Consider the following 21,494-nt stretch of genomic DNA (forward strand, 5'->3'; position numbering starts at 1 on the left):
GGACCTGTCTTCGGGCGGTCACCTTCCGCTGCGATAAGTTGCAGAAATCCCAGATAGATTTGACCTAATACATAGGTATAAATAATTGAATTCTCAATTCGATAGATCGTTGGTAGGCTGACTCCTGTCGATGCAGATGGCATCGACCTGAGACAGGAACCAATGATGAGCACCAGCGCCCAGTTCTCTCCGACAACAATCAACGGGCGCCCGTTTCCCCTCCGCGTGGGGCGCTGCCTGCTCGATTGCCTTGCCTGCTATGCCGCCGCGCTCTGATGCGGCGTTCCCTTTCAGCCTACCCACAAAGAGGAAAAGATGAGCAAGAAGGACACCCTTACCACTGCCGCCGGCGCACCCGTCGCCGACAACCAGAACGCGCAGACGGCCGGTCCGCGCGGCCCGATGCTGCTGCAGGATGTCTGGTTCCTCGAAAAGCTGGCCCACTTCGACCGCGAGGTCATCCCCGAGCGGCGCGTGCATGCCAAGGGCTCGGGCGCTTATGGCACGCTCAAGGTCACCCACGACATCACCAGGTACACCAAGGCTTCGGTCTTTGCCCAGGTCGGCAAGGAGACGCCGCTGTTCATCCGCTTCTCGACCGTGGCCGGCGAGCGCGGCGCGGCCGATGCCGAGCGCGACGTGCGCGGCTTCTCGATCAAGTTCTACACCGACGAAGGCAACTGGGACGTGGTCGGCAACAATACCCCGGTGTTCTTCGTGCGCGACCCGCTCAAGTTCCCGGACTTTATCCACACGCAGAAGCGCAATCCGCGCACCAACCTGCGCGACCCGATCGCGGTGTGGGACTTCTGGTCGCGCCATCCGGAATCCCTGCACCAGGTCACCATCCTGATGAGCGACCGCGGTCTGCCGCAGAACTACCGCCAGATCCACGGCTTCGGCTCGCACACGTACTCGTTCATCAACGCGAACAACGAGCGCTTCTGGGTCAAGTTCCACTTCAAGTCGCAGCAGGGCATCGCCAACTGGACCAATGAAGAAGCGGCCAAGGTCGTGGCAACGGACCGCGAAAGCGCGCAGCGCGACCTGTTCGAGAACATCGAGACAGGCAATTTCCCGCGCTGGAACCTGCGCGTGCAGATCATGCCGGAGGCGGATGCGGCCAAGTACCACATCAATCCGTTCGACCTGACCAAGGTCTGGCCGCACAAGGACTACCCGCTGATCGACGTGGGCGTGCTCGAGCTCAACCGCAACCCGGACAACTACTTTGCCGAGGTCGAGCAGGTGGCGATGAATCCGGCCAATATCGTGCCGGGCATCGGCTTCTCGCCCGACAAGATGCTGCAGGGGCGGCTGTTCTCGTACGGCGACACGCAGCGCTACCGCCTGGGGATCAACCACAACCAGATCCCGGTGAATGCGCCGAAATGCCCGTTCCACAACAGCTTCCACCGTGACGGCGCGATGCGCGTGGACGGCAACCAGGGAGGCAAGCTCAACTACGAGCCCAACCGCGAAGGCGCCTACGCCGCCAGCGAACGCGCGATCGAGCCGCCGCTGGCACTGGATGGTGCCGCCGACCACTGGGACCACCGCGTCGACCCGGACTACTACAGCCAGCCCGGCGCGCTGTTCCGCCTGTTCGACGAAGGCCAGCGCCAGCGCCTGTTCGCCAATATCGCGGCGGCGATGCAGGGCGTGCCTGAGGCGATCGTGCGCGTGCAGCTGGAGCACTTCTCCAAGGCCGACCCGGCCTACGGCGAGGGCGTGAAGCGCGCGCTCAACCTGAAGTAAGCGGCAGCCTGGCGCGGCGCCCCTGGCGGGATGCCGCGCCGCGGAGAACGATGATGGCGATGATCCGGTTGTTTATCCAAGAGTGGCGACAGCTGTGGCATGACGGGCACGACCAGCCCGGGCGCGCCGATGCCGCGCGGCTGCGCCACAAGCTGTGGCGCAAGGAAATCGGCGCCGCCGTGATCGTGCTCGGCGCGACCGTGATGTTCAGCGAGGTGGCCCGGGGTTTGGCCGGGATTGCCGGCTAGTGCAATAATGCGGGTACTGCGCCGCCCGGCCCCAAAACATGGAAAGCGCCGGCGGCGCCCCTCGTGGCTTTACCAGAACGGAGCGTATTTACCATGGCAAAGAAGAATGAGATGAGCGTGAATATCGGTATTTCCGACAAGGACCGCAAGAAGATCGCGGAAGGCCTGTCCAAGCTGCTGGCGGACACCTACACCCTCTACCTCAAGACCCATAACTTCCACTGGAACGTGACGGGTCCCATGTTCAATACGCTGCATCTGATGTTCGAGACCCAGTACACCGAGCTGGCGCTCGCCGTGGACTCGATCGCCGAGCGTATCCGCGCGCTGGGCTACCCGGCACCGGGCACCTACAAGGAATACGCCCGCCTGTCTTCGATCGCGGAGGAAGAGGGCGTGCCCGAGGCCACCGAAATGATCCGCAAGCTGGTCGAAGGCCAGGAAGCCGTGGTGCGCACCGCGCGTTCGCTGTTCCCGGTGATCGACGCCGCCGGCGACGAACCGTCGGCCGACCTGCTGACCCAGCGCATGCAGACGCACGAAAAGACCGCGTGGATGCTGCGCGCGATGCTGGCCTGAGGCCAGCTTGCCACCTCCGGCTGCCCTTCAGTAGCGGCCGGCACTGCGCGTCGCAACCGTCCGGGCTGCGGCGCGTTTTCATTGAATCCTCCTTCCCGGATCCGCGCAGTGCAGACCCTCTCGCCGTTGCCCCCCACGCCCATGCTTGAACGCCTTTCCCTCTACGCGCGCCTGGTGCGCATCGACAAGCCGATCGGCACGCTGCTGCTGCTGTGGCCGACGCTGTGGGCCATGTGGATGGCCGCGGGCGGGCCGCCGGCGTGGGGGCTGTTCTGGATCTTCGTGGCGGGCACCTTTCTGATGCGCTCGGCTGGCTGCGCCATCAACGACTGGGCGGACCGCGACTTCGACAAGCACGTCAAGCGCACCAGGGAACGGCCGCTGACCGCGGGCAAGATCGCAGCGTGGGAAGCGCTGGCCGTCGCCGCCGTGCTGGCGCTGGTGGCTTTTGCGCTGGTGTTGCCGCTCAATGCGCTGACCAAATGGCTGGCGGTGGTGGCGGCGGTGGTGGCCGGCACTTACCCGTTCTTCAAGCGCTTCTTTGCGATTCCGCAGGCTTATCTCGGCATCGCGTTTGGCTTTGGTATCCCGATGGCGTTTGCCGCGATCCAGGACCAGGTGCCGCCGGTGGCGTGGCTGATGCTGCTGGCCAATGTGTTCTGGGCGGTGGCGTATGACACGGCTTATGCGATGGTCGATCGTGACGACGACCTCCTGATCGGCATGAAGACTTCGGCCATTACCTTTGGCCGCTTCGACGTGGCGGCGATCATGCTCTGCTATGCCGCGTTCCTGGCGCTGATGGCGTGGGCGGGGGTGCTGCTGGGGCTGGGGTGGCCTTACTGGGTGGGGCTGGCGGCGGCTGCGGGTTGCGCCGGGTATCATTACACGCTGATTCGTGACCGCGACCGGATGCGGTGTTTCGCGGCGTTCCGGCATAACAACTGGCTGGGGGCCTGTGTGTTTGCGGGGACGGCGGTGGCTTATGCAATTCGCTGATTAGATCCCGCTGGTTTTCTCCCCTCTCCCGCTTGCGGGAGAGGGGAGCGTTCACATGGGGCGGCGGCCAGGTCAGAGCGCCCGCGGTTTGGCCGCGCCTCAATCCTTCCCGAACTCCGCCCCCATCTCCTTGCCCCGCGCCGCGGCAGCATGCATCGCGCGCACGAAGGCATCACCAATGCCCGAAGCCTCCATCGCCGTCAGCGCCGCATACGTCGTGCCGCCCTTGGACGTCACGCGCTCACGCAGCGTCGACACCGGCTCGGAAGACTGCCCGGCCAGGGTAGCAGCGCCACGGAAGGTCTCTACCGCCAGTTCGCGGCCTTGCTCCGCCGTCAGGCCCAGCTCGGTGGCGGCGCGTTCCATCGCTTCGATAAAGTAGAAGACATAGGCCGGCCCACTGCCGGAAATGGCGGTGACCGCATCGATCTGGTCATCCCCATCCACCCATACGCACTTGCCGACGGCCTCGGCCACCGCGCTGGCGATCGCGCGGTCTTCGGCCGACAGCCCGGCCGGCGCGGCCAGCCCGGTCATGCCCATGCCGGCCAGCGCCGGCGTGTTCGGCATCGCCCGCACCAGCCGGGCGCGCCCGTCCAGCCAGCGCTCCATGTCCTGCAGCCGGATGCCGGCGGCCACGCTGATCACCAGGTTGCCCTTGCCGCTGGCCGGCAGGATCGGCAGCAGCTGCGCCGCGGCGTCGCGGAACTGCTGCGGCTTGACCGCCAGCACCAGCACGTCGCAGGCGCCGAAGGCGGCATCCGGCGCGCCGGCGGCATGCACGCCGAGGTCGCGCGCCAGGCGTTGCTGGGCCTCGGGGAAGGGGTCGACCACGCGGATCGAGCCGGCCGGCACGCCGCGGGCGATCAGGCCGCCGATCAGTGCGGTGGCCATGTTGCCGCCGCCGAGAAAGCCAAAGGTAAGGGTATCGAGCATGGAGATCCGTTGGGGGGCTTGAAGGGAATGGACTGGGCGCGCCGGACTACGGGTATTGGCGCGCTCCGAAAATGGCGGTGCCGATCCGCACCAGCGTGGCGCCCTCGGCGATGGCGGCTTCCATGTCGCCCGACATGCCCATCGACAGCGTGTCGAGGTCCAGGCCGTCGGTGCGCAGCGCCTGCAGCATGGCGCGCATGGCCGCGAACGGGCGGCGCTGCGCGGCGGGGTCGTGCTCGGGCTCGGGGATGGCCATCAGCCCGCGCAGGCGCAGGCCTGGCAGCGCGGCGACGGCATGTGCCAGGCCGGGCACCTCTGCCGGGGCGACGCCGCTCTTGCTGGCTTCGCCGCTGATATTGACCTGGATGCAGACCTGCAGCGCGGCCATGCCGGCCGGGCGCTGGGCCGACAGCCGCTCGGCGATCCTGAGCCGGTCGACGGCGTGCACCCAGTCGAAATGCTCCGCCACCAGGCGGGTCTTGTTGCTCTGCAGCGGGCCGATGAAATGCCATTGCAGGCGGTGGCGCAGGTCGGCCAGCGCGGCGATCTTGTCGACGCCTTCCTGGACGTAGTTTTCGCCGAAAGCGACCTGTCCGGCGGCGTATGCGGCCCTTATGCGGTCGGGGGGAACGGTCTTGGAAACCGCCAGCAGGGCGATGTCCGCGGGCTGTCTGCCGGCTTGTTGTGCGGCCGCCGCGATGCGCTGGTGAACGGCTTGCAAGTTGGCGGCAATTACAGACATAATCCGGCGAACATACAAAAGAAAGTACGCAAAGTACTGATAACTAGGGTGGGGTCATTATAGATGGACATCGCGCAGCTATTGGCTTTCGCTGTCAAGAACAAGGCGTCTGATCTTCATCTCTCCGCGGACATGCCGCCGATGGTGCGGATCCACGGCGACATGCGCCGGATCAACATCGCCTCGATGACGCACAAGGATGTCCACGCCATGGTGTACGACATCATGAGCGACACCCAGCGCAAGGCCTACGAAGAACGCCTCGAAATCGATTTCTCGTTCGAGATCGCCGGCCTGTCCCGCTTCCGGGTCAATGCCTATAACACCCAGCGCGGCGCCGCCGCGGTGTTCCGTACCATTCCCTCCAAGGTGCTCACGCTCGAAGAGCTGCGCGCGCCCGCGGTGTTTGCCGACCTGTGCATGAAGCCGCGCGGGCTGGTGCTGGTGACGGGCCCGACCGGCTCGGGCAAGTCCACCACGCTGGCGGCGATGGTCGACCATCGCAACGAAAGCGACATGGGCCACATCCTCACGGTGGAGGACCCGATCGAATTCGTGCACAGCTCCAAGAAGAGCCTGATCAACCAGCGCGAGCTGGGGCCGCACACGCATTCGTTTGCCAACGCGTTGCGCTCGGCACTGCGTGAAGACCCGGACGTGATCCTGGTGGGTGAGCTGCGCGACCTGGAAACCATCCGCCTGGCGCTGACCGCGGCCGAGACCGGCCACCTGGTCTTCGGCACGCTGCACACCAGCTCAGCGGCCAAGACCATCGACCGCGTGGTCGATGTGTTCCCGCCCGAAGAGAAGGACATGGTGCGCACCATGCTGTCGGAATCGCTGGAGGCGGTGATCTCGCAGACGCTGCTGAAGACGCGCGACGGCAATGGCCGCACCGCCGCGCACGAGATCATGATCGCCACGCCCGCGATCCGCCACCTGATCCGCGAGAACAAGATCGCGCAGATGTACTCGATGATGCAGACCAGCAGCGGGCTGGGCATGCAGACGCTGGACCAGTGCCTGTCTGACCTGATCAAGCGCAGCGTCATCAGCTACAACGACGCGCGCGCCATCGCCAAGAACCCCGACGCGTTCATGGGCTGAGGCCCGCTCCCCAGCAGGACACCGACATGCTCGATCGCGAATCCGCCGCCAAGTACATCAACGACCTGCTGGAGCTGATGGTCAGCAACCGCGGCTCGGACCTGTTCATTACCTCTGACTTCCCGCCGGCGATCAAGGTCGACGGCAAGATCAAGCCGGTGTCGCAGCAGCCGCTGAACCCGACCCAGGCGCTGGGCCTGGTGCGCTCGGTGATGAACGAGCGCCAGGTGCAGGACTTCGACACCAGCCGCGAATGCAATTTCGCGATCACCGCGCCCAAGGCCGGGCGCTTCCGCGTGTCGGCCTTTATCCAGCAGGGCAAGGCCGGCATGGTGGTGCGCACCATCAATACGCGCATTCCCTCGGTGGCCGACCTGGACCTGCCGGCGACGCTGCATGAGGTGGTGATGGCCAAGCGCGGGCTGGTGATCGTGACCGGCGCCACCGGCTCGGGCAAGTCGACCACGCTGGCGGCAATGCTGGATCACCGCAACGCGCATTCGTACGGCCATATCATCACCATCGAGGATCCGATCGAGTACGTGCATGCGCACCAGAACTGCATCGTCACGCAGCGCGAGGTCGGCATCGATACCGAGTCCTGGCACGTGGCGCTGAAGAACACGCTGCGCCAGGCGCCCGACGTGATCCTGATCGGCGAAATCCGTGACCGCGAGACCATGGAGTACGCGATGCAGTACGCCGAGACCGGCCACCTGTGCCTGGCCACGCTGCACGCCAACAATGCCAACCAGGCGATCGACCGCGTGGTCAACTTCTTCCCCGAGGAAAAGCGCCAGCAGCTGCTGATCGACCTGTCGCTGAACCTGAAGGCGATGATCTCGCAGCGCCTGCTGCCGCGCGCCGGCAAAAAGGGGCGCGTGCCGGCGGTGGAGATCATGATCGGCACGCCGCTGGTGGCCGACCTGATCTTCAAGGGCGAGATCCACGAGCTCAAGGAAGTCATCAAGAAGTCGCGCGAGCAGGGCATGGTCTCGTTCGACCAGGCGCTGTTCGACCTGTACGAGGAAGGCAAGATCACCTACGAGGACGCGCTACGCAATGCCGACTCGCTCAACGACCTGCGCCTGATGATCAAGCTGCACAGCGCGAGCGCCAAGGACACCGACCTGGGTGCCGGCACCGAGCATCTCAATGTCATCTGATTCGTGCACGGTGATGCGCATGGCGTTATGCTTGGGCCACGCAAGGGCCAGTTCCGGCCCCAGGAGTCTGCCATGAGCAATGTCTACCAGTTCGAAGCCAACTCGCTGGCCGGCCAGCCGGTACCGCTGTCGCAGTTCCAGGGCAAGGTGATGCTGGTCGTCAACACCGCCAGCGAATGCGGGTTCACGCCGCAGTACGAGGGCCTGCAGAAGCTCTACGACGAATACCACGAGCGCGGCCTGGAGGTGCTGGGCTTCCCGTGCAACCAGTTCGGCAAGCAGGAGCCGGGCGATGCGCAGCAGATCGGCCAGTTCTGCGAAACGCGCTTTGCGGTGCGCTTCCCGATGTTCGCCAAGATCGACGTGAACGGTGCCGACGCCCATCCGCTGTACCAGTGGCTGACCACGGAAAAGCGTGGCGTGCTCGGTACCCAGGGCATCAAATGGAACTTCACCAAGTTCCTGCTGCGCCGCGACGGCACGGTGTTCAAGCGCTATGCGCCGACCACCAAGCCCGACGAGCTGCGCGCCGATATCGAGATGCTGCTGTCCGACCCGGCTGCCTGAGCGGGACTAGGTGCCGCTGGCGCGCACCGCGCGCAGGAAACCGTTGAGCGAGCGGTCGGGCGTTTCGTGGAAATGGTCGTCCAGCATGCGGATGGCGCGGCAGCGGTCCAGCCGGAAGCTGCGATAGTCCGAGCGCGTGGTGCACCACGTCGCCAGCAACCAGGCATTGCCCCAGAAGAACAGGCCCAGCGGCATCACCACGCGTTCGGTGATGCGCTGCTGCACGTCGCAATAGTCGAGCAGCAGCAATTTCTGTTCGCCCAGCGCCCCGTGTACCACGTCGAAGGCCTCGCGCACATGCGCCTGGTTGACGTATTCCGGCGCGAACACGCGGCTTTGCTGCGCTGCCAGCCGGCGCGGCGGCGGCAGCGCGGCCATCAGTTTTTCCAGCGCGGGATCGGCCGCGGCGGCCAGCGCGCCGCCGCCCCAGGCTTTCAGGAGGCGCAGGCCGGCGACCAGTGCTTCGACTTCCATGGCGGTGAACATCAGCGGCGGGACATCGAAGTCGGCGCGCAGCCGGTAGCCGATGCCGGCCTCGCCCTCGACCGGCACGCCTGACAGCGACAGCGCCTGGATATCACGGTAGACGGTGCGTTCCGATACCCCGAGCCGCTGCGCCAGCAGCGCCGCCGTGGTCAGGCGGCGGCCGCGCAGCACCTGCACGATCTGGAACAGGCGGTCGGCGCGGCGGCTCATCGGGGGCGGCTTGCCATCGGGGTCAGGCGGCCACGGGCTCGTGCAGCCCGATGCGGTTGCCTTCGCTGTCGGTGATATGGGCGATGCGGCCGATCTCGCCCGGCAGGCGCAGCGGCCCGAACACCGTCTTGCCGCCGGCGCGCGCGGCGCGCTCCAGCAGCACATCCAGTTCCGGCGCATGCAGGTACGGCACCGCGCCGTAGTAGTTGCTGGGACGATAGCCCTCGCCGGCGACCAGCGCGCCGCCCGGGTCGGGGTGGGGGAACACGGCCATGTCGACCTGGCTCATGGTCTCGCGGCGCAGCTGGATATTGAACACCTGCTCGTAGAAGCCGACCGCGCGGCTCATGTCGACGACGGGGATTTCCAGCCAGTTGATCAGACGGTTGCTCATGACAGACTCCTTGGTTCCAGGTGAAGGGGAGTGGGGAGCTCGCATCATGCGCGGGGGCTGCTGACAGCGTGCTGTCAGGAGCGTGTCAGTGTGGCATCCACGCCGCCATCACCGGCACCATGATCGCCGTCAGCACGCCGTTCAGGCCCATGCCCAGCGCGGCAAAGGCGCCGGCTTCCTGGTTGACCTGGAAGGCGCGAGCGGTGCCGATGCCGTGGGCTGCCACGCCGGTGGCGAAACCGCGCACGCTGTAGTCGCGGATGCGCAGCAGGTTCAGCACGCTGGTGGCGCTGACCGCGCCGATGATGCCGGTGGCCATCACCAGCACCGCGGTCAGCGAGGGCAGCCCGCCGATCTTCTCGGCCACGCCCATGGCGATCGGGATCGTCACCGACTTGGGCGCGAGCGAGCGCACGGTCTCGGGCGATGCGCCCAGCAGCCAGGCAATTCCCACCGCCGACACCACCGCCACCACCGAGCCCGCCACCAGTCCTGCCAGCAGCGGGAACACATGGGTGCGCAGCTTGGGCAGCTGCAGGTACAGCGGCACCGCCAGTGCCACCGTGGCCGGCCCCAGCAGGAAGTGCACGAACTGCGCGCCGTCGAAGTAGGTCTTGTAGGGCGTGCCGGTGACGGTCAGCACCGTGACCAGCAGCGCCACCGCGATCATCACCGGGTTGGCCAGCGGCGAGAAGCGCGAACGCTCATAGATGCGGAAGGCAAAGACGTAGGCCAGCAGCGTGGCGGTCAGCCCGACCAGCGGGCTCGCGGCCAGGTAGACCCAGATCTCGTTGAGGCGGGGCGTCATCATGCCTGCTCTCCTTTCGCATCGGCGGGCGGGACATCGGCGCGCTTGCGCATCAGCATGCGCGTGACCACGGCGGTGGTGGCGATGGCCAGCCAGGTGGACACCACCAGCGCCACCAGGATCGGCATCCATTCGCCCTCGATGCGGTTGGCATGGACCATGATGCCGACGCCGGCCGGCACGAACAGCAGCGACAGGTGCTTGAGCAGCTCAGTGGTGGTGCCCTGGATGATGGGCAGCAGGCGGTCGTCGAAGGCGAGCCAGCCGAACAGCAGGATCATACCCAGCACGGGGCCGGGCACCGGCAGGGTCAGCGCGTAGCTGATCACCTCACCGATGGACTGGAAAACCAACAGGATTGCAAAGGTCTGGAGCATGGGGGCGTGGCGTTTGGTCGCAGGTGCGCGGCGCGCGTCCGGAAGGGATGCGCGCTGCCGCCCATGCTGCCCGCCCGCGCTAGCCGAGCATCTTGTCGACCAGTTCGATCCAGTGCATCACCGGGGTGCCGGTGCCGCCCTGCAGGTGCGCGATGCAGCCGATATTGGCCGAGACGATGGCTTCGGGCTGCGTGGCCTGCAGTTTGGCGAGCTTGTCGTCGCGCAGGCGGTAGGCCAGTTCCGGCTGCAACACCGAATAAGTGCCCGCCGAGCCGCAGCACAGGTGGCTGTCAGCGCAGAGTTTGACTTCGACGCCGAGGCCGGTCAAGAGCGCTTCGACTTTGCCGCGGATCTGCTGGCCGTGCTGCAGCGTGCAGGGCGGGTGGTAAGCCACGCGCCGGTTGTCGCGCGGGACCGCGCCGGCCAGGGTGTGCAGCTCGTCGGCAAAGTCCGGCAAGACTTCGGACAGGTCGCGCGTCAGCGCCGAGACGCGGCGGGCGCGCTCGGCGTACTTCGGATCGTTGCGCAGCAGGTGGCCGTAGTCCTTGACCATCGCGCCGCAGCCCGAGGCGGTCATCACGATGGCCTCGGCGCCGTCCTCGATATGCGGCCACCAGGCATCGATATTGCGGCGCATATTGTCGAGGCCGCCGTCGTGGTCGCCGGTGTGGAAGCGGATCGCGCCGCAGCAGCCGGCTTCGCGCGCCACCAGCAGTTGTACGCCGACACGGTCGAACACACGCGCAGTTGCGGCATTGATGTTGGGCGACATTGCCGGCTGCACGCAGCCGTCGAGCAACAACATCTTGCGTGCATGCGCATTGCGCGGCCACGTGCCGGGCGCGGCGGTGCTGGACAGCGCCGGCACCTTGTTGCGCAGCGTGCCCGGCAGCAGCGGCCGCACCATCTGGCCCAGGCGCAGCGCCGTGCCGAACAGCGCAGGGCGCGTCAGCCCCTCGCGCAGCACCCAGCGCGCGATGCGCTCGCGGGCGGGGCGCTGCACGCCTTCGGCCTCGAGCTTGTCGTCGACCAGCTTGCGGCCGATATCGACCAGGCGGCCGTAGCGCACGCCCGACGGGCAGGTCGATTCGCAGTTGCGGCAGGTCAGGCAGCGGTCCAGGTGCAGGCGCGTGCTTTCGGTGATGGCATGGCCTTCCAGCACCTGCTTCATCAGGTAGATGCGCCCGCGCGGGCCGTCCAGCTCATCGCCGAGCAACTGGTAGGTGGGGCAGGTGGCGGTGCAGAAGCCGCAATGCACGCAGTTGCCGACGATGGATTTGGCTTCCTCGCCTTCGGGCGTGTTGCGAAGAAAATCGGCCAGGTTCGTTTGCATGGTGTGGGGAGGTTGTGCCGGGGGGATGCCTGGACGTGCCGGGTCAGAGCCCGGGGTACATGCGCTGCGGGTTGAAGATGCCGGCCGGGTCGAAGGTCTCTTTCAGGCGGCGGTGGATCGCGGCCAGCGGCGAGGCCAGCGGCGTGAACACGCCCACTGACTTGTCGCCATTGCGGAACAGCGTGGCATGGCCGCCGGCGGCCTGCGCCACGGCGCGCACGCTTTCGGCATCGGTCTTGTCAGTGCCGTCCTCGGGCAGCCACCAGCGCTGGCCGCCGCCCCATTCGATCAGCTGTGGGCCCGGCAGCGCCAGCGGCGCGGCGATGGTGGGCACGGCCAGGCGCCACAGCGCGCGGCCCGCCTGGGCGGGGGCGAAGAACGGGTGGGTCTGCTCGCGCAGCGATTGCCACAGCGCCGCGGCTTCCGCAGCGTCCACGCGCTCGCCGCCCAGCCTGACGCACGCGGCGCGCACGGCGGCGGTGGCGCCGGCCAGGCGCACGTGCAGCACGCCCGCGTGCCAGGCCGAAGACGCCAGCGGCAGCGGCTGGCCGCCCCAACGGTTCAGGTGCTCGATGGCATCGGCCTGCGCCAGCTCGAAGCGCAGCGTGGCCTCGTCGAACGGTGCCGGCAGCACCTTGACCGACACCTGCAGGATCAGCCCGAGCGTGCCGAGCGAGCCCGCCAGCAGCCGCGACACGTCATAGCCCGCCACGTTCTTCATCACCTGGCCGCCGAAGTCCATCACCTCGCCGCGGCCGTCCATCAGCTGCGCGCCCAGCATGAAGTCGCGCAGCGCGCCCACCGACTGCCGGCGCGGGCCCGACAATCCCGCGGCCACGGCGCCGCCCAGCGTCGCGGTGCTGGGCTGGCCCGGCAGTGCGAAATGGGGCGGCTCGAAGGCCAGCATCTGGCGCTTCTCGGCCAGCGCCGCCTCGATCTCGGCCAGCGGCGTGCCGCAGCGCGCGGTGATCACCAGCTCGGCCGGGTCGTAGTCGACGATGCCGGCATAGGCGCGCGTGTCCAGCAGCTGGCCCGCGGCGGGCTGGCCGTAGAAGTCCTTGCTGCCGCCGCCGCGCAGCCGCAGCGCGGTGCGGGTCTCGGTGGCTTGCCTGACGGCGTCGCGGATGGCGTCGAGGGTGGCTTGCATATGCGTCGTGGGGTAGGGAAGGCCGGCTCAGGAGCCGGCAGGTCCGCCGGGCACTTCCGGCCGGTCGTTCTGGTATTCGGGCAGCTGGCTGCCGCAATGCTTGCAGTAGCCGGCGTCGGGTTCGTGGCCCTCGGTCAGGCAATGGGTGCAGGTGCGCGTGGTGAGCGGCCGCTTCAGGATGCTGGCGGCCAGCTCGGCGCCGACGATACCGGTGGGGAAGGCGATGATGCCGTAGCCCAGCAGGATGGTCAGCGAGGTGATGAACTGCCCCAGCGGGGTCTTGGGCACCATGTCGCCGAAGCCCGTGGTGGTCAGCGTCACCACCGCCCAGTACATGCTGACCGGGATGCTGGTGAAGCCGTGCTGTGGGCCTTCCACCACGTACATTACCGTGCCCAGGATCACCGTGATGATGAACACCGTGCCCAGGAACACGAAGATCTTGCGGCGGCTGTTGACCAGCGCGCGGTACAGGATCTCGGCTTCCTCGAAGTACACGGTCAGCTTCAGGATCCGGAACACGCGCAGCAGCCGCAGCAGGCGCACGTCGATCAGGAAATGCAGCTCGGGCAGGAAGAAGGCCAGCCAGGTCGGCATGATCGAGACGAAGTCGATGATGCCGTAGAAGCTGAACACATAGCGCCACGGCCGGCGCACCACCAGGATGCGCATCACGTACTCGGCCGTGAAGAACAGCGTGAACATCCATTCCAGCACGGTGAACGCCAGCCCCAGGCGGTTGTTCACCGCGGGCAGGCTGTCGAGCATCACCACCGTCACGCTGGCGACGATGGCCAGCAGCAGCGCGACATCGAAGAGCCGGCCCTCGCGGGTATCGGCCTCGAAGATGATGGTGTACCAGCGCTGGCGCCAGCCGGCCTCGGGCTGCCCCAGGCGCTGGCGGACGAACGCTTCCTGCTGCTGGCGTCGGCGTGGGCTGGACATGGCGTGGCTCAGAAGCGCGGCAGTTCCGGGTGCGGCAGCAGGCCCCGCTTCACATGCATCTTGCCGTACTCCGCGCAGCGCGCCAGCGTGGGGATGGCCTTGTCCGGGTTGAGCAGCCGCGCCGGGTCGAAGGCGGCCTTGACGCCGAAGAAGGCATCGCGCTCGGCGGGCGAGAACTGCACGCACATCGAGTTGAGCTTCTCCACGCCCACGCCGTGCTCGCCGGTGACGGTGCCGCCCAGTTCCACGCAGGTTTCCAGGATGTCGGCGCCGAACAGCTCGGCGCGGTGCCATTGGTCCTGGTCCGCGCCATCGAACAGCACCAGCGGGTGCATGTTGCCGTCGCCGGCATGGAACACGTTGATGCAGCGCAGGCCGTACTTTTGCTCCATGGCTTCGATGCGCCTGAGCAGCGTGCCGATGTGCTTGCGCGGAATGGTGCCGTCCATGCAGTAGTAGTCCGGCGAGATCCGGCCGGCGGCGGGGAAGGCGTTCTTGCGGCCGCTCCAGAAGCGCAGGCGCTCGGCTTCGTTCTGCGAGACCACGATGCGGGTGCAGCCCGATGCCGTCAGCACCGCGCTCATGCGTTCGATTTCCTCGGCCACTTCTTCCGGGGTGCCGTCGGATTCGCACAGCAGGATGGCGGCGGCATCCAGGTCATAGCCCGCATGCACGAACTGCTCGACCGCGGCGGTGGCGGGCTTGTCCATCATTTCCAGTCCGGCCGGGATGATGCCGGCGGCGATCACGTCCGCCACCGCATTGCCGCCTTTCTCGACATCGTCGAAGCAGGCCATGATCACCTGCGCCAGCTGCGGCTTGGGGATCAGGCGCACCGTGACCTCGGTGACCACGGCCAGCATGCCTTCGGAGCCGATCAGCACGGCCAGCAGGTCCAGGCCCGGCGAGTCGGGGGCCTCGGAGCCGAACACCACCACCTCGCCCTCCATCGTCACCGCGCGCACGCGCAGCACGTTGTGCACGGTCAGGCCGTACTTCAGGCAGTGCACGCCGCCGGAGTTCTCGCTGACGTTGCCGCCGATGGTGCAGGCGATCTGCGAGGACGGGTCCGGCGCGTAGTACAGGTTGTGGGGTGCGGCGGCGTCGGAGATCGCCAGGTTGCGCACGCCCGGCTGGACCACCGCGGTGCGCGAGTACGGATCGACCGACAGGATGCGCTTGAACTTGGCCAGCGACAGCACCAGGCCCTCGGCGATCGGCATGGCGCCACCCGACAGGCTGGTGCCGGCGCCGCGCGGCACCACCGGCACGCCCAGCTTGTGGCACAGGCGCAGGATCGCGCAGACCTGTTCCTCGGTGTCGGGCAGGGCCACGGCCATCGGCACCTGGCGGTACGCGGCCAGGCCGTCGCATTCATAGGGGACGGTGTCTTCCGGCTTCCACAGCAGCGCGGCATCCGGCAGGATCTGCGCCAGGCCGGCCAGCAGCGCGCTGCGGCGGCCTTCGGCCGTGGCATGGGCGCCGTCGGGGGCGATGGTTTGGGCTTCGTGCGGGGCATTCATGAACGACTCCTGTGGGGCCTCCTGGATGGCGGCCGGTGCGCGGCCTGCCGGTCGCGGCAATGCAGGGCCTGCCGCGGGGACGGGTGACTATAGCGCAGGGCACCTGGCGCGGGCACCACGGGACACGTGAAATCCGCATGGCAGGCCGATCAAAAATGCTCATCATGGCTGCGCGGGAAATCACTCCTGGCAGGCGACGCAAGTCCAGCGTACACCGCAGCGCGGGTGCAGGGAAGGCGGTCCGGCCGGACTCAGCGTGCCGGCGGCTGCGGCAGGAAGCAGACCATGTCGAGCTTGTCGTGGAAGTGCGGCGCGACGTACAGCGCATCCGGCTCCAGCCCCGTGCGCACGAAGCCGAGCGACTCGTACAGCCGCACCGCGCCCGTGCTGCCGGCATTGACGCACAGCGTCACCTGGCGCACGCCCGGCATGGCGGCGGCCTGTTCCATGGCCCGCTCCATCAGCGCGCGGCCGAGCTTGCGGTCGCGCCAGCCCGGGGCCACGTACATGCCCCAGATAAAGGCCTTGTGCCGGTGCTTGGCGTTTTCCTCGCGCATCACCCCGACCACGCCGGCCAGCGCGCTGCCATCGCTGCCGTCGACAAAGGCGCCGAATACGGCCTTGCCCTCGGTCGCGGCCAGGCGCCCGGCGACGACTTCCAGCGGCCGGTCCTGTTCCTCCTCCAGGCTGGAAGCGAAGGCTTCCGGCGCTTCGGCCAGGCCGTGCAGCCGCAGCGCCTGGAAGGCGGCGGCATCGGCGGGGGTCAGCAAGCGGATTTCCATGGGGTCAGTCTCCTACCAGTCCAGGCTCAGCAGCCAGTCGACGAAATAGCGCGCCTCGGGCTTGAGCGGGGCCTGTTCGCGCTCGACGATGTAGTAGCCGTGCGGCGAGACCGATTCCACCTCCAGCAGCCGCACCATCTGCCCCAGCGACAGCCAGTGCCGCGCCATGCGCTGGCGCACCAGCGCCACGCCCTGGTTGGACGCGATCGCCTCCAGCATCAGGCCGATGTCGTTGAACTGCGGCCCGGTCTGCGGCTCGGCCCAATCCAGCCCGGCAGTCTCGAACCACGGCTTCCACGGCTCCAGCGGACTGCGCAGCAGCACCAGGCCGTGCAGGTGCTCGGGCTTGGTGATGGCGCGGCCGTTGACGCGCTCGTAGTACTCGCGCCCGCACGCCGGGAACACCGGCTCGACCAGCAGCCGGGTGGTCTTCAGGTCAGGGTAGCGGCCGGTGCCGTAGCGGATCTCGACATCGGTGTCCTCGGCCTTGACGTCCAGGAACGGGATCGCCAGGTGCAGCTCGAGGTCGATATGCGGATACAGCGCGCCGAACTCGGGCAGGCGCGGCACCAGGTGCTGGCGCCCGAAGGTGGGCGGGATCGCCACCCGCAGCCGGGTGCGCAGCTTGTTGTATTCGGGCCGCGCCAGCTCGTTGAGCGACTTGAGCGCGTCCTGCACGTTGCGCAGATAGCGCGTGCCGGCGGCGGTCAGCCGCAGCGCCGCGTTGGCGCGCACGAACAGGTCTTCGCCCCACAGCTCCTCAAGATTCTTGATGCGGTGCGAGACCGCGCTGGGCGTGACCGACAGCTCTTCGGCCGCGCGCGCGAAGCTGCCCAGGCGCGCCGCTGCCTCGAAGGCGATCAGCAGGTGCAGCGGCGGGACGCGGTTGAACATGGAGGCCATCAGCTCGGCACGCCTTACTGCGAGCCGCCGCGCGTGGCGCTGAAGATCTTGCCCGGGTTGAGGATGTGCTTGGGGTCCAGCGCGTCCTTGATCGCGCGCATCACGTCGAGCGCATCCTCGCCGTGTTCTTCCACCAGGAAGCGCTGCTTGTGCAAGCCCACGCCGTGCTCGCCGGTGCAGGTGCCGCCCATCGCCAGCGCGCGTTCGACGATGCGCTGGTTGATGGCCTCGGCCTCGGCCATCTCTTCGGGCTTGTCGGGGTCGACCAGGATCGCCACGTGGAAGTTGCCGTCGCCGACATGGCCGACGATGGGGCAGGGCAGCGCCGAGGCGTTCAGGTCCTTCTCGGTCTCGGTGACGCAGTCGGCCAGGCGCGAGATCGGCACGCACACGTCGGTGGTCACCGACTTGCAGCCCGGCTTGAGCTGCAGCATGGCGAAGTAGGCGGTATGGCGCGCGTTCCACAGCCGGCTGCGGTCCTCCGGGCGGGTGGCCCACTCGAAGCCCTGGCCGCCGTGCTCGGCGGTGATCTGCTGCACGGTCTCGGCCTGCTCGCGCACGCCGGCCTCGGTGCCGTGGAATTCGAAGAACAGGTGCGGGGTCTCGGGCAGGGTCAGGTTGTCGTGGCGGTTGATGGCGCGGATCGCCAGCGCATCGACGAACTCCACGCGCGCCACCGGCACGCCCAGCTGGATGGTCTGGATTACCGCCTGCACCGCGCTGCCCATGCTGGGGAAGGCGCACACCGCGGCGGAGATCGCCTCCGGCTGCGGGTAGAGCCGCACCGTCACCTCGGTGATGATGCCGAGCGTGCCTTCGCTGCCGATAAAGAGCCGGGTCAGGTCATAGCCCGCCGCCGACTTGCGCGCCTGCGTGCCGGTGCGGATCACGCGGCCGTCGGCGGTTACCACTGTCAGCGCCAGCACGTTCTCGCGCATGGTGCCGTAGCGCACCGCGTTGGTCCCGGAGGCGCGCGTGGCGCACATGCCGCCCAGCGAGGCGTCGGCGCCCGGGTCGATCGGGAAGAACAGGCCGGTGTCCTTGATTTCCTGGTTCAGCTGCTTGCGCGTGACGCCGGGCTGCACGGTCACGGTCAGGTCCTCGGGCTGCACCGCCAGCACGTGGTTCATCTGCGACAGGTCCAGACTGATGCCGCCTGCCACGGCCAGCAGATGGCCTTCCAGCGACGAGCCCGCGCCGTACGGGATCAGCGGCACGCCATGCTGGTTGCACAGGCGCGCCACCTCGGCCACTTCCTCGGTGCTGTGGGCGAAGACCACGGCGTCGGGCACGGCCGGCGGGAACGGGGATTCGTCGCGGCCGTGGTGTTCGCACACGCCGGCGGAGGTGGTGAAGCGGTCGCCGAAGCGCGCCGCCAGGGCTTCGCTGAAGGCGGGCGGCAGCGGACGGCGGGCGAGCGTGGCGGACGGCGTGGGGTGGTTCATGCGGGTCTCCGGCGGGTCGGCGCGACGGTGGTGCCGGCGGCGGCGCTGCGGAGCAAGCTCCGGTCTGGCCGGCAGGGGCGCGACCCGGTTATCGAATGGGCGACGAATGGGGGCTACCGGCATTCTACGCCGCGCGGCGGCTCATGCACCCTGGCCGGGCACTGCGGCGGCCGGTACTGGCCGATAGCCGCACAGCAAGCGCCGGGACACAAGCGCTTGGCGCGCCGAGGCGGTCCGGCGCGATAATGCGTCTTTCCCCCGGGCGCCCCGCGTTGCAGGGCGGACCACGACTACCACACGCTTACGAGGAGACCGGCATGGGCAACCGCCTGTCCAAGATTGCCACCCGCACCGGCGACGCCGGCACCACCGGCCTGGGCGACGGCAGCCGCACCGGCAAGGCCAGCCCGCGCATCGCCGCCATCGGCGACGTCGACGAGCTCAACTGCCACGTCGGCGTGCTGCTGACCGAGGCCCTGCCCGACGACGTGCGCGCCGCCCTGCTGCATATCCAGCACGACCTGTTCGACCTGGGTGGCGAGCTGTCCATCCCGGGCTACACCCTGCTCAAGCCTGAGCAGGTGGCGCAGCTCGATACCTGGCTCGCCGACTACAACGCCAACCTGCCGCGGCTGGCCGAATTCATCCTGCCCGGCGGCAGCCGCGCCGCGGCGCAGGCCCATGTCTGCCGCACCGTGTGCCGCCGTGCCGAGCGCGCGCTGGTGGCGCTGGGCGCGGCCGAGCCACTGAACGAGGCCCCGCGCCAGTACCTGAACCGGCTGTCGGACCTGATGTTCGTGCTGGCGCGGGTGCTGAACCGGGCCGGCGGCGGTTCCGACGTGTTGTGGCAGCGCGATCGCGACGCGCCAGGAGGTATGGAATAGGCCACTTTCGGCGGCCGCGCCGCGCCGTCCGCTTAACCTGCGGCGGCGGATGCCGTTGAAAGCATGCAGAAACCGAGAAAATTACTCGGATTTGCCGGTTCTGCCCTTGAAAAGCCCCCGGGCGGCCACATTTCGGCCTCAGGTTGAATTGCAGCCGCGCGGATAGCGCCGGCTCAAGAGGAGAGAATAATGGGTAAGATCATCGGTATCGACCTCGGTACCACCAATAGCTGCGTCGCGATCCTGGAAGGCAACACCCCCAAGGTCATCGAAAACTCGGAGGGTGCCCGCACCACCCCGTCGATCATCGCCTACATGGAAGACGGCGAGATCCTGGTCGGCGCGCCGGCCAAGCGCCAGGCCGTCACCAATCCGCGCAACACCCTGTACGCGGTCAAGCGCCTGATCGGCCGCAAGTTCGAAGAGAAGGAAGTCCAGAAGGACATCGGCCTGATGCCGTATTCCATCGTCAAGGCCGACAACGGCGACGCATGGGTGTCGGTGCGCGACCAGAAGCTGGCGCCGCCGCAGGTTTCCGCCGAAGTGCTGCGCAAGATGAAGAAGACGGCCGAGGACTACCTCGGCGAGCCGGTGACCGAAGCCGTGATCACCGTGCCGGCCTACTTCAACGACTCGCAGCGCCAGGCCACCAAGGACGCCGGCCGCATCGCCGGCCTCGACGTCAAGCGCATCATCAACGAGCCGACCGCGGCCGCGCTGGCGTTTGGCATGGACAAGAACGAGAAGGGCGACCGCAAGATCGCCGTGTATGACCTCGGCGGCGGCACCTTCGACATCTCGATCATCGAGATCGCGGACGTGGACGGCGAGAAGCAGTTCGAAGTGCTGTCGACCAACGGCGACACCTTCCTGGGCGGCGAAGACTTCGACCAGCGCATCATCGACTACATCATCAGCGAGTTCAAGAAGGACCAGGGCGTGGACCTGTCCAAGGACGTGCTCGCGCTGCAGCGCCTGAAGGAAGCCGCTGAAAAGGCCAAGATCGAACTGTCGAGCTCGCAGCAGACCGAGATCAACCTGCCGTACATCACGGCCGATGCCTCGGGTCCGAAGCACCTGAACCTGAAGATGACCCGCGCCAAGCTCGAATCCCTGGTGGAAGAGCTGATCACGCGCACCATCGAGCCGTGCCGCATCGCCATCAAGGACGCGGGCGTCAAGGTCAGCGACATCGACGACGTGATCCTGGTGGGCGGCATGACCCGCATGCCCAAGGTGCAGGAACAGGTCAAGGAGTTCTTCGGCAAGGAAGCGCGCAAGGACGTGAACCCGGATGAAGCCGTGGCCGTCGGCGCCGCGATCCAGGGCTCGGTGCTGTCGGGCGACCGTACCGACGTGCTGCTGCTGGACGTGACGCCGCTGTCGCTGGGGATCGAGACCCTGGGTGGCGTGATGACCAAGATGATCACCAAGAACACCACCATCCCGACCAAGCATGCGCAGGTGTTCTCGACCGCCGACGACAACCAGCCGGCGGTGACCATCAAGGTGTTCCAGGGCGAGCGTGAAATGGCCTCCGGCAACAAGCTGCTGGGCGAGTTCAACCTGGAAGGCATTCCGCCCGCAGCGCGCGGCACGCCGCAGATCGAAGTGTCGTTCGACATCGACGCCAACGGCATCCTGCACGTGGGCGCCAAGGACAAGGCGACCGGCAAGGAAAACAGGATCACCATCAAGGCGAACTCGGGCCTGTCGGAAGACGAGATCCAGCGCATGGTGAAGGACGCCGAGGCCAACGCCGAGGAAGACAAGAAGGCCCGCGAGCTGGCTGATGCCCGCAACCAGGCCGACGCGCTGATCCACTCGACCAAGAAAGCGCTCACCGAATACGGCGACAAGCTGGAAGCCGGCGAGAAGGAAAAGATCGAAGCCGCGATCAAGGAACTGGAAGACGCCGCTCGCGGCGGCGACAAGGCCGAGATCGATGCCAAGGTCAACGCGCTGTCCGAAGTCAGCCAGAAGCTGGGCGAGAAGGTCTACGCCGACATGCAGGCCAAGGCTGGCGAAGGCGCCACGGCCGGTGCTGCTGCCGGTGCCGGCGCGGCCGGTGGCCAGCAGGCGCAGCCGCAGGACGACAACGTTGTGGACGCCGAATTCAAGGAAGTCAACGACAAGAAGTAATCGGGACACGCGG

At 67.5% G+C, this 21,494-nt stretch carries 22 protein-coding genes; 9 read left to right on the forward strand and 13 right to left on the reverse strand.

From position 1 onward, the window contains the following. Positions 1-315 precede the first annotated feature (315 nt). The 4 genes from I6H87_RS10290 (at position 316) to ubiA (ending at position 3,584) form a co-directional block, all read left to right on the forward strand. Positions 316-1,758, forward strand: coding sequence for a catalase (locus tag I6H87_RS10290; protein ID WP_011615993.1), 1,443 nt, complete (start codon positions 316-318; stop codon positions 1,756-1,758). Between the two features lie 50 nt (positions 1,759-1,808). Continuing rightward, positions 1,809-2,006 (forward strand): hypothetical protein, encoded by a 198-nt coding sequence (locus I6H87_RS10295; RefSeq protein ID WP_041687510.1) that lies wholly within the window; start codon positions 1,809-1,811, stop codon positions 2,004-2,006. Positions 2,007-2,099: 93 nt separating this feature from the next. After that, positions 2,100-2,585, forward strand: a complete 486-nt coding sequence (locus I6H87_RS10300; RefSeq protein ID WP_010815054.1) for a Dps family protein — start codon at positions 2,100-2,102, stop codon at positions 2,583-2,585. 141 nt (positions 2,586-2,726) lie between these two features. Next, on the forward strand, positions 2,727-3,584 hold the full coding sequence (ubiA, locus tag I6H87_RS10305; protein ID WP_010815053.1) for a 4-hydroxybenzoate octaprenyltransferase: 858 nt from the start codon (positions 2,727-2,729) through the stop codon (positions 3,582-3,584). Between the two features lie 99 nt (positions 3,585-3,683). On the opposite strand, the gene proC is transcribed toward ubiA, so the two are convergent. Together proC and I6H87_RS10315 are read right to left on the reverse strand one after the other, a co-directional pair. Further along, a complete protein-coding gene (proC, locus tag I6H87_RS10310; protein ID WP_011615991.1) occupies positions 3,684-4,520 on the reverse strand; it encodes a pyrroline-5-carboxylate reductase in 837 nt (278 codons plus the stop codon). A gap of 46 nt (positions 4,521-4,566) precedes the next feature. After that, entirely contained in the window at positions 4,567-5,262 is a 696-nt protein-coding gene (locus I6H87_RS10315) for a YggS family pyridoxal phosphate-dependent enzyme (RefSeq protein ID WP_010815051.1), read from the reverse strand. Between the two features lie 63 nt (positions 5,263-5,325). Here I6H87_RS10315 and I6H87_RS10320 point away from each other — a divergent pair, with 63 nt between their 5' ends. The 3 genes from I6H87_RS10320 (at position 5,326) to I6H87_RS10330 (ending at position 8,102) form a co-directional block, all read left to right on the forward strand. Beyond that, positions 5,326-6,369, forward strand: a complete 1,044-nt coding sequence (locus I6H87_RS10320) for a type IV pilus twitching motility protein PilT (RefSeq protein ID WP_010815050.1) — start codon at positions 5,326-5,328, stop codon at positions 6,367-6,369. Positions 6,370-6,395: 26 nt separating this feature from the next. After that, entirely contained in the window at positions 6,396-7,535 is a 1,140-nt protein-coding gene (locus I6H87_RS10325; protein WP_010815049.1) for a PilT/PilU family type 4a pilus ATPase, read from the forward strand. A gap of 72 nt (positions 7,536-7,607) precedes the next feature. Continuing rightward, positions 7,608-8,102, forward strand: coding sequence for a glutathione peroxidase (locus I6H87_RS10330; protein ID WP_010815048.1), 495 nt, complete (start codon positions 7,608-7,610; stop codon positions 8,100-8,102). A 6-nt stretch (positions 8,103-8,108) separates the two neighbouring features. On the opposite strand, the gene I6H87_RS10335 is transcribed toward I6H87_RS10330, so the two are convergent. From I6H87_RS10335 to I6H87_RS10385, 11 genes are all read right to left on the reverse strand, one after another. After that, entirely contained in the window at positions 8,109-8,798 is a 690-nt protein-coding gene (locus I6H87_RS10335) for a helix-turn-helix transcriptional regulator (RefSeq protein WP_010815047.1), read from the reverse strand. 22 nt (positions 8,799-8,820) lie between these two features. Continuing rightward, the gene (locus tag I6H87_RS10340) at positions 8,821-9,192 is read right to left on the reverse strand and encodes a VOC family protein (RefSeq protein ID WP_010815046.1); all 372 of its coding nucleotides are present in this window, start codon (positions 9,190-9,192) and stop codon (positions 8,821-8,823) included. 85 nt (positions 9,193-9,277) lie between these two features. After that, a complete protein-coding gene (locus I6H87_RS10345; RefSeq protein WP_010815045.1) occupies positions 9,278-10,003 on the reverse strand; it encodes an LrgB family protein in 726 nt (241 codons plus the stop codon). Next, positions 10,000-10,377, reverse strand: a complete 378-nt coding sequence (locus tag I6H87_RS10350; RefSeq protein ID WP_011615990.1) for a CidA/LrgA family protein — start codon at positions 10,375-10,377, stop codon at positions 10,000-10,002. The genes I6H87_RS10345 and I6H87_RS10350 overlap by 4 nt, the downstream gene beginning before the upstream one ends. Before the next feature lie 79 nt (positions 10,378-10,456). Continuing rightward, positions 10,457-11,710: a glycolate oxidase subunit GlcF gene (gene glcF, locus I6H87_RS10355; RefSeq protein WP_011615989.1), complete on the reverse strand. Its 1,254-nt coding sequence runs from the start codon at positions 11,708-11,710 to the stop codon at positions 10,457-10,459. Between the two features lie 43 nt (positions 11,711-11,753). After that, positions 11,754-12,857 carry a glycolate oxidase subunit GlcE gene (gene glcE, locus I6H87_RS10360; protein WP_011615988.1) on the reverse strand — a complete coding sequence of 368 codons (1,104 nt, stop codon included), beginning with the start codon at positions 12,855-12,857 and terminating at the stop codon, positions 11,754-11,756. Between the two features lie 27 nt (positions 12,858-12,884). Further along, positions 12,885-13,802 carry an ion transporter gene (locus I6H87_RS10365; RefSeq protein WP_011615987.1) on the reverse strand — a complete coding sequence of 306 codons (918 nt, stop codon included), beginning with the start codon at positions 13,800-13,802 and terminating at the stop codon, positions 12,885-12,887. Between the two features lie 8 nt (positions 13,803-13,810). Further along, positions 13,811-15,325 carry an FAD-linked oxidase C-terminal domain-containing protein gene (locus tag I6H87_RS10370; RefSeq protein ID WP_010815040.1) on the reverse strand — a complete coding sequence of 505 codons (1,515 nt, stop codon included), beginning with the start codon at positions 15,323-15,325 and terminating at the stop codon, positions 13,811-13,813. Between the two features lie 251 nt (positions 15,326-15,576). Next, the gene (locus tag I6H87_RS10375) at positions 15,577-16,107 is read right to left on the reverse strand and encodes a GNAT family N-acetyltransferase (RefSeq protein WP_011615986.1); all 531 of its coding nucleotides are present in this window, start codon (positions 16,105-16,107) and stop codon (positions 15,577-15,579) included. Positions 16,108-16,119: 12 nt separating this feature from the next. Continuing rightward, positions 16,120-17,010, reverse strand: a complete 891-nt coding sequence (locus I6H87_RS10380) for a LysR substrate-binding domain-containing protein (protein WP_011615985.1) — start codon at positions 17,008-17,010, stop codon at positions 16,120-16,122. A gap of 14 nt (positions 17,011-17,024) precedes the next feature. Further along, complete coding sequence (locus I6H87_RS10385) at positions 17,025-18,455, reverse strand: FAD-binding oxidoreductase (RefSeq protein WP_011615984.1); 1,431 nt, start codon at positions 18,453-18,455, stop codon at positions 17,025-17,027. A gap of 317 nt (positions 18,456-18,772) precedes the next feature. Here I6H87_RS10385 and I6H87_RS10390 point away from each other — a divergent pair, with 317 nt between their 5' ends. Further along, positions 18,773-19,339: a cob(I)yrinic acid a,c-diamide adenosyltransferase gene (locus tag I6H87_RS10390; RefSeq protein ID WP_010815036.1), complete on the forward strand. Its 567-nt coding sequence runs from the start codon at positions 18,773-18,775 to the stop codon at positions 19,337-19,339. Between the two features lie 189 nt (positions 19,340-19,528). Continuing rightward, entirely contained in the window at positions 19,529-21,481 is a 1,953-nt protein-coding gene (gene dnaK, locus I6H87_RS10395) for a molecular chaperone DnaK (RefSeq protein ID WP_010815035.1), read from the forward strand. Positions 21,482-21,494 lie beyond the last annotated feature (13 nt).

Origin of the sequence: Cupriavidus necator (genome assembly GCF_016127575.1) — a bacterium.
In the GTDB taxonomy this organism is placed as follows: Bacteria; Pseudomonadota; Gammaproteobacteria; order Burkholderiales; family Burkholderiaceae; genus Cupriavidus; species Cupriavidus necator_D.

Bases quoted from the DNA above. Each gene is read 5' to 3' on its own strand.
- I6H87_RS10290 (WP_011615993.1), top strand. From the start codon at position 316: ATGAGCAAGAAGGACACCCTTACCACTGCCGCCGGCGCACCCGTCGCC.
- I6H87_RS10295 (WP_041687510.1), top strand. From the start codon at position 1,809: ATGATGGCGATGATCCGGTTGTTTATCCAAGAGTGGCGACAGCTGTGG.
- I6H87_RS10300 (WP_010815054.1), top strand. From the start codon at position 2,100: ATGGCAAAGAAGAATGAGATGAGCGTGAATATCGGTATTTCCGACAAG.
- ubiA (WP_010815053.1), top strand. From the start codon at position 2,727: ATGCTTGAACGCCTTTCCCTCTACGCGCGCCTGGTGCGCATCGACAAG.
- proC (WP_011615991.1), bottom strand. From the start codon at position 4,520: ATGCTCGATACCCTTACCTTTGGCTTTCTCGGCGGCGGCAACATGGCC.
- I6H87_RS10315 (WP_010815051.1), bottom strand. From the start codon at position 5,262: ATGTCTGTAATTGCCGCCAACTTGCAAGCCGTTCACCAGCGCATCGCG.
- I6H87_RS10320 (WP_010815050.1), top strand. From the start codon at position 5,326: ATGGACATCGCGCAGCTATTGGCTTTCGCTGTCAAGAACAAGGCGTCT.
- I6H87_RS10325 (WP_010815049.1), top strand. From the start codon at position 6,396: ATGCTCGATCGCGAATCCGCCGCCAAGTACATCAACGACCTGCTGGAG.
- I6H87_RS10330 (WP_010815048.1), top strand. From the start codon at position 7,608: ATGAGCAATGTCTACCAGTTCGAAGCCAACTCGCTGGCCGGCCAGCCG.
- I6H87_RS10335 (WP_010815047.1), bottom strand. From the start codon at position 8,798: ATGAGCCGCCGCGCCGACCGCCTGTTCCAGATCGTGCAGGTGCTGCGC.
- I6H87_RS10340 (WP_010815046.1), bottom strand. From the start codon at position 9,192: ATGAGCAACCGTCTGATCAACTGGCTGGAAATCCCCGTCGTCGACATG.
- I6H87_RS10345 (WP_010815045.1), bottom strand. From the start codon at position 10,003: ATGATGACGCCCCGCCTCAACGAGATCTGGGTCTACCTGGCCGCGAGC.
- I6H87_RS10350 (WP_011615990.1), bottom strand. From the start codon at position 10,377: ATGCTCCAGACCTTTGCAATCCTGTTGGTTTTCCAGTCCATCGGTGAG.
- glcF (WP_011615989.1), bottom strand. From the start codon at position 11,710: ATGCAAACGAACCTGGCCGATTTTCTTCGCAACACGCCCGAAGGCGAG.
- glcE (WP_011615988.1), bottom strand. From the start codon at position 12,857: ATGCAAGCCACCCTCGACGCCATCCGCGACGCCGTCAGGCAAGCCACC.
- I6H87_RS10365 (WP_011615987.1), bottom strand. From the start codon at position 13,802: ATGTCCAGCCCACGCCGACGCCAGCAGCAGGAAGCGTTCGTCCGCCAG.
- I6H87_RS10370 (WP_010815040.1), bottom strand. From the start codon at position 15,325: ATGAATGCCCCGCACGAAGCCCAAACCATCGCCCCCGACGGCGCCCAT.
- I6H87_RS10375 (WP_011615986.1), bottom strand. From the start codon at position 16,107: ATGGAAATCCGCTTGCTGACCCCCGCCGATGCCGCCGCCTTCCAGGCG.
- I6H87_RS10380 (WP_011615985.1), bottom strand. From the start codon at position 17,010: ATGGCCTCCATGTTCAACCGCGTCCCGCCGCTGCACCTGCTGATCGCC.
- I6H87_RS10385 (WP_011615984.1), bottom strand. From the start codon at position 18,455: ATGAACCACCCCACGCCGTCCGCCACGCTCGCCCGCCGTCCGCTGCCG.
- I6H87_RS10390 (WP_010815036.1), top strand. From the start codon at position 18,773: ATGGGCAACCGCCTGTCCAAGATTGCCACCCGCACCGGCGACGCCGGC.
- dnaK (WP_010815035.1), top strand. From the start codon at position 19,529: ATGGGTAAGATCATCGGTATCGACCTCGGTACCACCAATAGCTGCGTC.